Source organism: Tardiphaga sp. (assembly GCF_044336785.1).
Lineage (GTDB): Bacteria > Pseudomonadota > Alphaproteobacteria > Rhizobiales > Xanthobacteraceae > Tardiphaga.
Window position 1 is genome coordinate 1 of record NZ_JBIIOT010000121.1, and the last position, 13,345, is coordinate 13,345.

General features: G+C 62.9%; 15 protein-coding genes. 13 read left to right on the top strand and 2 right to left on the bottom strand.

Features of this window, described 5'->3' with window-relative positions; genetic code table 11:
* From ACIQ2A_RS23100 to ACIQ2A_RS23155, 12 genes are all read left to right on the top strand, one after another.
* The coding region (locus tag ACIQ2A_RS23100) for a nitrile hydratase subunit alpha (protein WP_398483820.1) at positions 1–683 on the top strand (683 nt) is incomplete at its 5' end.
* 21 nt (positions 684–704) lie between these two features.
* Entirely contained in the window at positions 705–1,055 is a 351-nt protein-coding gene (locus tag ACIQ2A_RS23105; protein WP_398483822.1) for a cupin domain-containing protein, read from the top strand.
* Between the two features lie 55 nt (positions 1,056–1,110).
* Positions 1,111–2,082 carry a Bug family tripartite tricarboxylate transporter substrate binding protein gene (locus ACIQ2A_RS23110; protein WP_398483824.1) on the top strand — a complete coding sequence of 324 codons (972 nt, stop codon included), beginning with the start codon at positions 1,111–1,113 and terminating at the stop codon, positions 2,080–2,082.
* A 50-nt stretch (positions 2,083–2,132) separates the two neighbouring features.
* On the top strand, positions 2,133–2,312 hold the full coding sequence (locus ACIQ2A_RS23115) for a DUF4089 domain-containing protein (RefSeq protein ID WP_398483826.1): 180 nt from the start codon (positions 2,133–2,135) through the stop codon (positions 2,310–2,312).
* Positions 2,302–3,717 (top strand): AtzE family amidohydrolase, encoded by a 1,416-nt coding sequence (locus ACIQ2A_RS23120; RefSeq protein ID WP_398483828.1) that lies wholly within the window; start codon positions 2,302–2,304, stop codon positions 3,715–3,717. Before ACIQ2A_RS23115 ends, ACIQ2A_RS23120 begins: the two co-directional genes overlap by 11 nt.
* Before the next feature lies 1 nt (position 3,718).
* Complete coding sequence (gene hpxZ / locus ACIQ2A_RS23125; protein WP_398483830.1) at positions 3,719–4,102, top strand: oxalurate catabolism protein HpxZ; 384 nt, start codon at positions 3,719–3,721, stop codon at positions 4,100–4,102.
* Between the two features lie 143 nt (positions 4,103–4,245).
* On the top strand, positions 4,246–5,538 hold the full coding sequence (locus ACIQ2A_RS23130) for a glutamate-5-semialdehyde dehydrogenase (RefSeq protein WP_398483832.1): 1,293 nt from the start codon (positions 4,246–4,248) through the stop codon (positions 5,536–5,538).
* The gene (locus ACIQ2A_RS23135) at positions 5,535–6,194 is read left to right on the top strand and encodes a nicotinate-nucleotide adenylyltransferase (protein WP_398483834.1); all 660 of its coding nucleotides are present in this window, start codon (positions 5,535–5,537) and stop codon (positions 6,192–6,194) included. Before ACIQ2A_RS23130 ends, ACIQ2A_RS23135 begins: the two co-directional genes overlap by 4 nt.
* A 393-nt stretch (positions 6,195–6,587) precedes the next feature.
* Positions 6,588–6,995, top strand: a complete 408-nt coding sequence (gene rsfS / locus ACIQ2A_RS23140; RefSeq protein WP_398483848.1) for a ribosome silencing factor — start codon at positions 6,588–6,590, stop codon at positions 6,993–6,995.
* Between the two features lie 145 nt (positions 6,996–7,140).
* Complete coding sequence (rlmH, locus tag ACIQ2A_RS23145) at positions 7,141–7,623, top strand: 23S rRNA (pseudouridine(1915)-N(3))-methyltransferase RlmH (RefSeq protein ID WP_398483837.1); 483 nt, start codon at positions 7,141–7,143, stop codon at positions 7,621–7,623.
* 19 nt (positions 7,624–7,642) lie between these two features.
* On the top strand, positions 7,643–9,013 hold the full coding sequence (locus ACIQ2A_RS23150) for a murein hydrolase activator EnvC family protein (protein ID WP_398483839.1): 1,371 nt from the start codon (positions 7,643–7,645) through the stop codon (positions 9,011–9,013).
* Positions 9,010–10,419, top strand: coding sequence for a S41 family peptidase (locus ACIQ2A_RS23155; RefSeq protein WP_398483841.1), 1,410 nt, complete (start codon positions 9,010–9,012; stop codon positions 10,417–10,419). The genes ACIQ2A_RS23150 and ACIQ2A_RS23155 overlap by 4 nt, the downstream gene beginning before the upstream one ends.
* A 215-nt stretch (positions 10,420–10,634) precedes the next feature.
* Here the strand turns inward: ACIQ2A_RS23155 and ACIQ2A_RS23160 are convergent, their stop codons facing one another.
* Positions 10,635–11,597: a hypothetical protein gene (locus tag ACIQ2A_RS23160; protein ID WP_398483843.1), complete on the bottom strand. Its 963-nt coding sequence runs from the start codon at positions 11,595–11,597 to the stop codon at positions 10,635–10,637.
* A 323-nt stretch (positions 11,598–11,920) separates the two neighbouring features.
* On the bottom strand, positions 11,921–12,463 hold the full coding sequence (locus ACIQ2A_RS23165) for a septal ring lytic transglycosylase RlpA family protein (RefSeq protein ID WP_398483845.1): 543 nt from the start codon (positions 12,461–12,463) through the stop codon (positions 11,921–11,923).
* A gap of 707 nt (positions 12,464–13,170) precedes the next feature.
* Here ACIQ2A_RS23165 and ACIQ2A_RS23170 point away from each other — a divergent pair.
* Positions 13,171–13,345: F0F1 ATP synthase subunit delta (locus ACIQ2A_RS23170; RefSeq protein WP_398483850.1), on the top strand; the 175-nt coding region annotated here is incomplete at its 3' end.

Here is a 13,345-nt window from a genome sequence, read left to right on the forward strand (position 1 = left end):
ATGAGCATGATCACAGCCACGACCACGATCATCCGCATGATGCTCACGCCGCGAACGAGGATGACGATCTCGAACTGACCGAGCATGAAGCGAAGTTTCTCGCGCTCAAGGGCATGCTGATCGAACAAGGCATCCTCACGGCCGACGAGATTCGCGTGCGGCTGGAGAGCAATGAATTGCGCACGCCGCATCAGGCGGCGCGGATGGTCGCCAAGGCATGGGTCGATCCGGACTACCGCGCGCGGATGATGGCCGATGCCAAGCAGGCCGCGATCGAGCTCGGCATTCCTGTGACCGAAGCTGCGCTGGTCGCCCTCGAGAATACGTCCGAGCTGCATAATGTCGTGGTCTGCACGCTGTGCTCCTGCTACCCGCGCTCGCTGCTCGGCGAGCCGCCCGCATTTTATGTCAGCAAGGCCTACCGCTCGCGCACGGTGCGCGAGCCGCGCAAGGTGCTGCGCGAGTTCGGTCTCGATTTCCCTGACACCACCGAAATCCGCGTCCACGACAGCAATGCCGACCTCCGTTACGTCGTCATCCCGCGCCGGCCCAACGGCAGCGAGAGGTTCAGCGAACAGCAACTCGCTGCGCTCGTGTGCCGGGATTCGTTGATCGGCTGCGCCCTTGCTCTCGATCCCGGCCGTGCCGCAGCGGCCGATCCGGGCTCACCCCACCATCAGTGACGTTCACGCCAGCAGAGGATCATGACCATGTCGGATACGACCAATCTCGTGAAGCCAAGTGAACGCAATTACGGTCTCGAACATGTCGCGATCGGTGTCGACGTGCGGGTGTCGGCGCAGACCTTCGAGGGCGATCAATGCGTGCCCTGGCATCGGCATACGGAAATCACCGACACATTCTTCTGCCTCGAAGGCATCGGGCGCATTCAGATCAAAGGTCGGAGCGAAGACGCTTTGGTCGCTGTCGGCGAACGCTTCGACGTGACGCCTGGGCTCGAACATCGGGTGTCGTCTGCCGACGGCAAGCGCTGCCGCATGATCCTGGTCCAGGGTGTCGGCAAGGCCGATTTCATTCGCGGATCCCAGTCGTAACCCATCGCGCTCCCGCGCGCGGGAGTCATCGATAACAGCACGAGAATGACATTTCATGAAATATATTGGTGCCCTCTCCGCCCTGCTACTCGCCTGCTCAGCATCCGCTGCAATTGCGCAGCAGCCTTATCCCAACAAGCCCGTCCGCGTGATCGTGCCTTATGCGCCAGGCGGATCGAGCAGCATCTTCACGCGCGCCGTCACCGACAAGCTCGCTGAAAGACTCGGCCAGTCCTTCGTCATCGACAATCGCGGCGGCGCCGGCGGCAATATCGGTGTCGATGTGATCGCGAAGGCGCCGCCGGATGGCTATACGATCGGGCTCGGCGTGATCGCGACGCAGGCCATCAATCCGCACATCTATCCGCGCATGCCCTACAATCCGCTCACGGATTTCGAGCCGATCGCCTATCTGGCGGGGACGCCGAACGTCATGGCCGTGAACCCGACGACGGTGAAGGCCAAGACGGTTGCGGAATTCATCGTGGAAGCGAAGGCGTCCAAGCGCCAGTTCGCCATGGCCTCGTCGGGTGTCGGCACGTCGATCCATCTCGCGGGCGAAATGTTCAAGCTCGCCACCGGCGCCCCCATGACGCATGTTCCTTATCGCGGCTCGGCGCAGGCCATCACGGATCTGGTCGCGGGGCAGGTGGATATCGATTTCGATAATTTCCCGTCCTGCATCGAGCAGGTGAAGGCAGGCAATCTTCGCGCGCTCGCCGTGACGTCGGCGACGCGAGCCCCGCAGCTTCCCGACGTGCCGACGCTGCAGGAGAGCGGCCTCGCCGGCTTCGATGTCACCGGATGGTTCGCGCTGTTCGCGCCGAAAGGCACCCCGCGCGACATCGTCATGAAGCTCAATACCGAGATCAATCAGATCCTCCAGACGAAAGAAGTGCAGGACCAGTTCGCCGTGTTCGGCGGCGACATCCGCCTCATGACGCCGGAGCAGTTGGGGGCATTCGTCAAGACCGAACACGAGAAGTGGGGGCGCGTGGTCAAAGAAGCGGGCGTGAAGATCGAATGATCCGGCGCGCGACGCTCATCGGTCATCATCCACGGTCAGACGGACGACAAATGCCTCATGAATGGGACGCCTATATCAATGCCATGGCCTCGGCTCTCGATCTGCGGGTCGAACCTGACTGGTTGCCGGCGATCAGGGCCAATGTCGACGTGACGATGGCGATGGCCCGCCTCGTCGATGAGTTCAAGCTTCCCGATGTCGCCGAACCCGCGCCTGTCTATGTCGCTTGAAAGTGTCTTCACGGCCGATGGGATGTGGCGCAGCGCGTCGGATATTGCGCGCGCCGTCACGGCGAGGCAAACGACGGCGCTCGATGTCGTTGAAGCCGCGCTGGCGCGCATCGAACGCCAAAATCCGGCGCTCAATGCGTTTACCGACATCACGGCGGATCGCGCACGTGCCAAAGCGCGTGCGCTCGACGGTGCGATCACGAAAGGCGAGACGGTCGGCCCGCTTGCCGGTGTCCCCTTTGCCGTCAAGAACCTGTTCGATATCGAAGGGCTGGTGACGCGGGCGGGCTCCAGGATCAATCGCGATAACCAGCCGGCCGGGCGCGACGCCACTCTGGTGCAGCGGATGGAGGCGGCAGGGGGCGTGCTCGTCGGCGCGCTGAACATGGGCGAATACGCCTATGACTTCACCGGTGAAAATATCCATGACGGCGCCTCGCGCAATCCGCATGACATCACGCGCATGACCGGCGGATCATCGGGTGGCTCCGGTGGTGCTGTCGGCGGCGCGCTTGTGCCGATTGCGCTCGGGTCAGACACCAATGGATCGATCCGGGTTCCGGCGTCCTTTTGCGGCATCTTCGGCCTGAAGCCCACTTACGGGCGGTTGTCGCGTGCACGCACATTTCCCTTTGTGCCGAGCCTCGATCACCTCGGCCCCTTCGCTCGCTGCGTCGAGGATCTCGCCGGTGCCTATGACGCCATGCAAGGTCCGGATCTCGACGACGCGGCCTGTGTCGCGCGCCCTGTCGAACATGTGTCGCCACTGATCGGAAAAGGCATCGACGGATTGCGGATCGCCACGGCCGGCGGATATTTCCAGACCAACCTGACACCGGAGGCAAAAGAGGCCATTGCTGCCGTGACGAAGGCGCTCGGTGCGACCGCCACTGTGGAGCTGCCCGAGACCGATCGCGCCAGAGCGGCAGCCTTCCTGATCTCGACGGTGGAGGGAGCTTCGCTGCATCTCGATCGTCTGCGCTGCCGCGCTGCCGATTACGATCCGGCGGTGCGCGATCGGTTGTTCGCGGGCGCCATGGTGCCGGCCGCATCGCTGGATCGCGCGCAAAAATTCCGACGCTGGTACCGCGACAGGGTCTTGGAAGTCTTCCGCAACGTCGATGTCATTGTGGCGCCGGCGACGCCGTTCACCGCGCCGACGCTCGGTCAGGCGACATGCGAGCTCGACGGCGTCGAGCGGCCGGTGCGCACCAGCATCGGCCTTCAAACGCAGCCGATCTCCTTCATCGGCCTGCCCGTGGTCGTCGTTCCGGTGCCGCTCGCGCCGATGCCGATCGGCGTGCAGATCATTACGGCGCCCTGGCGGGAGGATATCGGCCTTCGCGTCGCCTGGCACCTGCAGCAGGCGGGCACGGTCGCTGCGCCACGTGCAAAGGGATTCTGAGATGGATATCGATCTGCCCGAGGTCGTCGCCGAGGTGAGCGCCGCATTCCAGCGCTATGAGAAGGCCCTGATGTCGAACGACGTCGCGGTTCTCGGAGAACTGTTTCGCGTCGATCCGCGAACGATCCGCTACGGGATCGGCGAAAATCTCTACGGCCATGCGGAAATCCAGGCCTTTCGCGGCGCCCGTTCGCCGGTCGGCCTGATGCGCCGTCTCGGGCGCACGGCGATCACCGCCTATGGGCGCGACACCGCCGTGGCATCGACGCTGTTCTATCGCGACACCGTCCCCGGTAAGGTCGGGCGCCAGATGCAGACCTGGATCCGCTTCGCCGAAGGCTGGCGCATCGTGGCGGCCTCCGTCAGCCTGATCGACGAGGCCTGATGGCCGTGAGGGCGGAACGATGTTCCGGGGCGGTCGCGTTTCGCATAGCGGAGCGGGCAGCGGGTTTGGTCGATGCTTTGACCTTGCGGGCCTTAGCCCCTATTTTGGGATACAAATTCCGTATCTTAGCCCCCGAGCCTCCCATGACCGCCTCGCTGAAAGCCATCGACGGATCGGCCGATCTGCCGGTTCTGATGAACGACCTCGCCGCCCGCGCCCGCGCGGCGGCTCGGGCGCTCGCGGTGGCGCCAACGGCGCAGAAGAACCAGGCGCTGGCGGCCATGGAGGCGGCGATCCGCGCCGGCTCTGCGGCGATTCTTGCGGCCAATGCCGAGGATGTGGCTGAAGTCCGCGCCAATGGCGCGACGGCGGCTTTCATCGACCGGCTGACGCTGACCGAGGCGCGGGTGCAGGCGATGGCCGATGGCATTCGCGTCATTCATGACATCGAGGATCCCGTCGGACATGTCTCGGAACGCTGGCAGCGGCCGAATGGGATGACCATCGAGCGCGTACGCGTGCCGCTCGGTGTCGTCGGCGTGATCTTCGAGAGCCGTCCGAATGTGGCGGCGGATGCCGGCGTGCTGTGCCTGAAGTCGGGCAATGCGGTGATTCTGCGCGGGGGCTCGGACAGTTTCCGCTCCTGTCGCGCCATCCATGCATGTCTCGTACAGGGTTTGCGTGAGGCCGGCCTGCCCGAAGCGGCGATCTCGCTGGTGCCGACACGCGATCGCGCGGCGGTGGGGTTGATGCTGACCGGCCTGAATGGCGGTGTCGATGTGATCGTGCCGCGCGGCGGCAAGAGCCTTGTGGCGCGCGTCGAGGCCGAAGCACGGGTGCCGGTGTTCGCGCATCTCGAAGGCGTCAATCACGTCTATGTGGATCGTGCCGCCAAGCTGGATATGGCGAAGTCGATCGTGCTGAATGCCAAGATGCGCCGGCCGGGCGTGTGTGGCGCGACGGAAACGCTGCTGGTCGACAAGGCCGTGGCCGGCACGCATCTGAAGCCGCTGGTCGATATGCTGCTGGACGCCGGCTGCGAAGTGCGCGGCGATGATGCGGTTCAGCAGGCCGATGCGCGCGTAAGGGCTGCGACGGCCGAGGATTGGGACACCGAATACGAAGACGCGATCATCTCCGCGCGCGTGGTCGATGGTCTCGATGATGCGCTCAAGCATATCCATGCGCATTCGTCACATCACACCGATGCAGTCGTGACCGAGGACGATGCGGTGGCGACGCGCTTCCTCAACGAAGTCGATTCCGCCATCGTGCTGCATAACGCCTCGACGCAATTCGCCGATGGCGGCGAGTTTGGTTTTGGCGCTGAGATCGGCATCGCCACCGGCAAATTCCACGCGCGTGGGCCGGTCGGTGCGGAGCAACTGACGAGCTTCAAATATCGCGTCCACGGCACCGGGCAGACCCGGCCGTGAGTGAACGCCTGCGGGCGCCGCGATCACCCATCTTCATGCACGGCTTTCCGCCGGTCGCTCCCGGCTTGCGGATCGGGCTGCTCGGCGGATCGTTCAATCCGCCCCATGCGGCCCATCGGGCCGCGACCTTGTTTGCCATGAAGCGGCTGCGGCTGGATTTCGTCTGGTGGCTGGTCTCGCCAGGTAACCCGCTGAAGGATCGCAGCAATCTGCATGACCTCACCGAGCGGGTCGAAGCGGCGGCGGCAATGGCCGATCACCCGCGCATCATCGTCAGCTGTCTCGAAAGCGTCATTGGCACGCGCTATACCGTCGATACCGTCACGTTTCTGCGCCGGCGATGCTCGCACGCACGATTTGTCTGGATCATGGGAGCCGACAATCTCGCCCAGTTTCACCGCTGGGGGCGTTGGCAGCAGATTGCGGACCAAATTCCGATCGCCACCATCAATCGCGCCTCGTCAGATCCGGCGTCGCAAGGTTGCCGCGCCCTGGCGGCACGGGCGCCGCAAGCTTTGGCCCGTTTTCGCCTTCCGGAGCGGGATTCCCGGTCATTGGCCGACCGAAATCCGCCCGCCTGGACGTTTCTGACTGGTCTGAAGCTGACCATGTCATCGACCCGCCTGCGGAACCCGGACGGAAGCTGGAAAAGCTGAGTCCCCCTGCAACCACGAGACGTGCTAGTATGGTCGCGTGCTGGAATATTGAGTCCGGCAAACCCACATGCGTATTTGATCAATCGGGCACCGGATCCGGCACCCGCTCACAGTGAAAGGAATGGTCACCTGGCCACCTCATCGTCCAAGACGGGCGCTTCCAAGAAGGCTTCGTCAAAAGCCGCCGCTTCATCCGACAAGAAGGCTTCGGTGAAGTCTGCTTCCGCTTCCGCCAAGAAGGTCCTGGCCGCCAAAGCCCCGGCTGACAAGGCTCCGGCCAAGAAAGCTGCCGCGCCGAAAAAGGCTGCTGTATCGAAGGCCGTCACGTCCAAAGCCACCGGGTCCAAGGTCGCCGCTCCGAAAGCGGCCAAGCCCACGGCGACCAAATCCGTGATCGCCAAGAAGGCCGCGCCGAAGAAGGCTGTTGCGGCCGAGGCGCATGACAGCGCGACCGAGACGCTCAAGCTGGTGCTGGGCCGCCTCGACGACATGAAGGCAGAAGAGACCGTCACCATCGATCTGCGCGGCAAGTCGGCCTTTTCCGATTACCTGGTCGTCACCACCGGCCGGGCGAACCGCCATGTCGGCGCGATCGCCGAGAATGTCGCGAAGGGCCTGAAAGAAGCCGGCAAGAAGAAGCTGCATGTCGAAGGCATGGCCAATTGCGATTGGGTGCTGATCGATACCGGCGAAGTGATCCTGCATGTCTTCCGCCCGGAAGTCCGCGAGTTCTACAATATCGAGCGTCTGTGGGCTCAGAACCCGTCCGACGAAACGCGGGTGAGCCTGAAGGCTGTATAGCTCGTAGCCTCCGCTCCTCATGGTGAGGAGCGCGCTTGCGCGCGTCTCGAACCGTGAGCTGGTCTGGCTCCGGGCTTGCAGCCATCGTTCGAGACGCGCGCAAATGCGCGCTCTTCAGGATGAGGGCTGGAGTAGGTCATAGCCCATGCATCTCCTCGTCATTTCCATCGGCAAACTCAAGCAAGGCCCCGAGCGTGAGTTGGCCGAGCGTTATCGCGAACGGTTCGACGATATCGGCCGCAAGCTCGGCTTTCGCAGCCTGAGCGTTCATGAAATTCCGGAAAGCCGGGCGCGCGATACGGCGACCCGGATGGCCGAGGAGGGCACGGCGATCGCCGCCCTGATTCCCGACAAGGCGATCCTCGTCACCATGGACGAGCGCGGGTCGAGCATTGATAGCGCCAGCTTCGCGCGCCATCTTGGCAAGGCACGGGACGAATCGGTGTCACATTATGTTTTTGTCATCGGCGGCGCGGACGGACTTTCGCCCGAATTGCGGCGCAAATCAAAACTCAGCATTGCCTTCGGCTCGGCAACATGGCCACACCAGATGGTTCGGGTCATGCTTTTGGAACAGATCTATCGGGCCGCCACCATTCTCGCTGGCCACCCCTATCATCGCGTGTAAAGGCGCTATCGAAACCTTGATGCTGTCGCTGCGGCCCCCTCACCGTGACATCGGACGACGCGTGGCGTCGTTTCCGGCTCTGCTGTTGTCTGCAGGTCTGGCGGGTATCGGTGTTGAATCGGTCCAGGCGCAAACCGTGCCATCAGCTCCACAACAGCAGGAAGCTGCTGCCCCAGCGACAGACCTCATTCGCCAGCGCGAGCAGGAATTGCAGGCCGCGCGTGAGCAGCAGCAAAAGGCGGCCGAACTTCAGGCCAGGCTGAAAGCCGACATTGCCGCCATCGGCCAGGACCGTGGCAAGCTTAACCAGCAACTGATCGACATCGCCTCGCGCGTGCGCGGTGTCGAAGCGAAAATCGACGATGCAGAAGCGCGGTTGCGTCCGCTCGATGCACGCGAGCGCGAGATTCGTACCTCGCTGGATTCGCGCCGTGGTGAAATTGCGGAAGTTCTGGCAGCGCTGCAGCGCGCCGGCCGTCGCGCGCCGCCGGCATTGCTGGTGCGTCCCGAGGATGCCTTGCAGTCGCTGCGCACGGCGATGCTGCTGGGCTCCGTGGTGCCGGACATGCGCGCGCGCGCCGAAAAACTGGTCGCCGATCTCGGCGAGCTGGTGACCTTGCGCAAGGCGATTTCGACCGAACGCGACCAGCTCGCGCTCGATCGCGACAAGCTCAAGGAAGAGCAGACCCGTCTAGCCTCCTTCACCGGCGAACGACAGCGTCAGCTGTCCTCGGTCGAGAAGGACATGGAAGCGGAGAATGCGCGAGCTGTGGCGCTGGCGCGCCAGGTCGATAGCCTCCAGGGCCTCGTCGCCAAGATGGAGCAGGAATCCAAGGCTGCGGCCAAGGCCGCCCAGACTGCCAGCCTTCAGGGCGCCCCGGCCGATCTCGCCAATGGCAAACCGAATGTCGAAGCGCTCAAGAATGCCGGTCGCATGGCACCGGCCATTGCTTTCGCCTCGGCCAAGGGCATGCTGGCAATGCCGGTGAATGGCATCAGGCTGCGGAACTACGGCGCCTCAGATGGCGTTGGTGGCGCGGAAAAAGGCATCTCGGTGGCTGCGCGAGCAGGCGCGCAGGTCACAACCCCGTGTGATGGGTGGGTGGTCTATTCCGGGCCCTTCCGCAGCTATGGACAACTCTTGATCCTCAATGCCGGGGGCGGGTATCATATCCTGATCGCCGGGATGGAGCGTATTTCGGTGAACATTGGCCAGTTCGTTCTCGCCGGGGAACCCATCGCCGTGATGGGATCGACCTCGCGGGTGGCGTCCGTTCTCGCGGCCAATGCGAGCCAGCCTGTGCTTTATATCGAGTTCCGTAAGGACGGCACTCCAATTGACCCTGGCCCCTGGTGGGCCGCTAACGAAGGCGAAAAGGTTCGCGGATGATGCGCAAGACTTCCATAATTCTGCTGAGTGCTGCGACCGGTGCCGCTTTGACCCTGTTCGTCACGCAGCCTCGCGCCGTGTTCATGGGCACGAGCGCCCGCGCCGCGACGTCCGATACCTATCGTCAGCTGAATCTGTTCGGCGACGTGTTCGAGCGCGTCCGCAGCGACTATGTCGAGAAGCCCGACGACAGCAAAATGATCGAATCCGCGATCTCCGGCATGCTCACCGGCCTCGATCCGCATTCCAGCTACATGGATGCCAAGTCGTTCCGCGACATGCAGGTGCAGACCCGCGGCGAGTTCGGTGGCCTCGGCATCGAAGTCACCATGGAAGACGGCCTGATCAAGGTGGTGTCGCCGATCGACGATACCCCGGCCTCGAAGGCCGGCATCATGGCCAATGACATCATCACCAATCTCGACGACGAAGCCGTGCAGGGCCTGACCCTGAACCAGGCCGTCGAGAAGATGCGCGGCCCGGTGAACACCAAGATCAAGCTCAAGATCATCCGCAAGAGTGCCGATGCGCCGCTGGACGTCACGCTGGTGCGTGACCAGATCCGCGTCCGCTCGGTACGCGCCCGCGTGGAGAGCGATGACATCGCTTACATCCGCGTCACCACCTTCAACGAGCAGACCACCGAAGGTCTGAAGCGCGAGATCGCGGCGCAGACCGCAGCGATCGGCGCCGACAAGGTGAAGGGCTACATCATCGACCTCCGCAACAATCCGGGCGGCCTGCTTGAAGAAGCGGTCACCGTGTCGGATGCGTTCCTCGATCGCGGCGAAATCGTCTCGACCCGTGGCCGCAATGCCGAGGAAACCCAGCGCCGCACGGCGCATACGGGCGACCTCACCAAGGGCAAGCCGGTGGTGGTGCTGATCAATGGCGGCTCGGCCTCGGCGTCGGAAATCGTCGCCGGCGCGCTGCAGGACCACAAGCGCGCGACCATTCTCGGCACGCGGTCGTTCGGCAAGGGCTCGGTGCAGACCATCATCCCGCTCGGTTCGGGCAATGGCGCGCTGCGCCTGACCACGGCGCGTTACTTCACGCCGTCGGGCAAGTCGATCCAGGCCAAGGGCATCGTGCCGGATATCGAGATCGTGCAGGACGTGCCGGATGAGCTGAAGTCGCGCACCGACACCAAGGGCGAAGCTTCGCTGCGCGGCCATCTGAAGAACGATGGCGACGAGAAGACCGGTTCGCAGTCCTACGTGCCGCCGGATGCCAAGAACGACAAGGCGCTGAAGGCTGCTGCGGATCTTCTGCACGGCATCAAGGTGACCTCGAACGCCGCCGTGACCCAGCCGGAAGTGAAGGCTGCGCAGGGCGACAGCAAGCCGGCCGGTGACAAGCCAGCCAACGAGAACAAGCCCGCTGCGGACAAGCCGGCAGCGAAGTAAGCTGATCTCGGCGGTGGCCGACGAAGTAAGAAAAGGGCGGCCTTTCGGGCCGCCCTTTTTGTTTTGTAAGGCCTTCGATAAAACCCCGTCCCTCATGGTGAGGAGGCGCGTAGCGCCGTCTCGAACCATGAGTTCGTGAAGCTTGGAGCTGAGGCCATCCTTCGAGACGCGCGCTTTGCGCGCTCCTCAGGATGAGGGGTGGAGTTTGACCGCGCTTACTTGAACGCGACCGATCCCGCGACCTTCTCGATCGCCGGCCGGATCTCCCCGCTGCGATCCGTCGCGAAGAACGACACCAGCCGCACGAAATTCCCGTTCGGCCCGGTCGCAAAATACTGCACGAACCGCTTGTTCTCGCCGGCCTTGCCTTCCAGCAGCACGCCATCGCGACTGCCGCCGAACGACACTTTCTTCTCGGTGTCGATCTCGGCCTTTTCCATCTCGCGCGTCTGCTTCAGCAGCGTCTTCGCGAGAGCTGCTTGATCGACCCCGGCCACCGAACCACCGCTCACCTGCGAGGACACGATCAGTAGCGGCTGTTCGCCTTTCGGATCGACGCTCTTTTCGCCAACGGTCATCGCCACGCCGGTGCCGCCCATCGTGTCGAGGACACGGAATGGGGCCGACGGCGCCACCTTGAAGGGGAGGCTCGCCAGTTTGTCGGCTTCTGACGGCGGTGCGCCGAGCGACACCGTCTTCAGCATCGCCTTGATGGCGGCATCGTCGAGCTTCGCAGTGGGCATCGCCTGCACCGTGATCATCACCGTGCGGCTGCCTTGTGCCAGCGCGACCCATTTGCCGAGCTTGGTGCCGGCTGCGGTCTGTGTGCCGCTGGCGAGGAAGGCTTCGCCCGATGCGGTCGGCACCTTGTCGAGCGTCGCGACCTCGATGCCTTTCTGTTTGAATCCGGCCCGCACGGTGTCGAGATTGCCAAACAGCGCAGACAGTTGCGGCCAGGCCTCCGGCGGCAGTTCAGCGATCAGGATGCTCGATTTCGTCTTCTCGTCCGCAAAGCCGGCAAAATCCTTGGCAGGTGTGAAGCCGGCCGGTGGCGTGATGGTCACCGTAGTGCCGGTCACACGTTGCGGGGTCTGTGCCGAGGCGCTGAGCGGAATCAATCCGCCGGCCACGATGCATGAGAGAATTAGAACGGTTCGGCGGATGGCATTTGCGCTCATCATCTGTCCTTCGTTTCAAACGTCAGTGCGTGGTTGTCGTCCTGAGGGCGGATGCGGTTCGGTAATCCACCTGGCCTCGTCCCTGGCCCCTCATGGTGAGGAGGCGCAAAGCGCCGTCTCGAACCATGAGGTCGCCGGGCTCGGAGCTTGCGGCCATCCTTCGAGACGCGCGCAAAGGCGCGCTCCTCAGGATGAAGGGAGAGGATACAAAAAAGCCTGCCGTCATGTGATGACGACAGGCTCTTTTACTCAACGCTTACTCTACTCAACTGCAACGCAACGCTACTGAACTCGATGGTCAGAGACGCGATACGCTGTTCTTCTTACATGACTTCAGCAACAACCTTGCCGACACCGCGGCTGGTGAGCCCGATGGCGCTGGCTGCGCCCTTGGAGAGGTCGAGCACACGACCACGAATGAACGGGCCGCGATCATTGACGGTGACAACGACGCTGCGGCCGCCATGGGTCACGCGCAGCTTGGTGCCGAACGGCAGCGAACGATGCGCGGCGGTCATGGCATTCTGATTGAAGCGGGCGCCCGAAGCGGTCTTGTTGCCGGCTTCGTTGCCGTAGAACGACGCAACCCCCGAGAAGCTGCGGCCGCCGGTGCGGGCCGGAGCGGCGATGTCCGGCGCAGCGATAGGCGCGAACGGGCCGATCGACGCATTGGCTTCAAAAGGATTGGTCTCCGCCGCAGCTTTCTTGGCGACGTGATGATGGTGATGCTTGTGGTGATGGCGGTGCTTGGACTTGGCCGAAGCTTCCGAAACCGTTCCCCCAAGAGCGACAGTAGCGGCAATCAGAGCGATCGCCATGCGCGGCTGGGCAACAAAACCCAGCGCCGACTTTCCGTAACGCAGCATATATCGTAGTCCCTCAGACAGTATTGCCACAACTGTGGCAAGTGGACCCCCGTCCCGATTTCACTGAGGGTGCGTTTGACGATGTATTAAGGCGTAAAATGGGCGGTCAATTCGTTCCGTTTCGTGTTGAAATATCTTGTGATGGAACGAAGTATAGCCTTCACGTCGCTTTAACCAATTTTTAACTACGCTGATTACGATTGATTACTTATCTATACTGTATATCAAAGTCATAGCTTTGCGACAAAAGCATTCGTTAAGTAATCGTCAACGCGCGGTCGCAGGGCGGCTGTGGGTGGCTCATTGACGGTGCCGGACGCCGGCAAACAGGGGCGGCCGTAGCCACACACCGCGATGTGAATTGCCTTGGTGGCGAAAATCTACTCACCTGCCACCTTGCGGAATTGAGAATACGCAATTGGGCGACGGTCCGGATTTGCCCCTGCGGGCGCCGGAAATTTCGTCTCGCGGTTCTCTGAAATGATTCTTCGCTCTGTGCTGCGACAAGGCATCCTGAAACGCTTTCGTCGCGTTGCATGGCCGTGCGCGCCATGCTAGCAAAGCCGCGATTTGAACGGGCGGGGGCGCTCAGCCACTGCCGTAAAAATCGAAGTCCCGCTTGAATTCCAAGGACTTGGACCGCTCAGCGCCACCCAATCGGCGATGGTTCTTGCCTTGCGAATTTGACAGCCTGAAGAGCACAATTCGTGGCAGCAGAAGATCCGTCGGTTTCGGGAGTGTCCGGTCGTTACGCAACAGCCTTGTTTGAGCTGGCGCGTGACGAAAAGTCCGTCGATGCGGTGAAGGCCGATCTCGACAAGTTTTCAGCCCTGTTGAACGAGAGCGCCGATCTGGCCCGCCTCGTGCGCAGCCCGGTGTTTA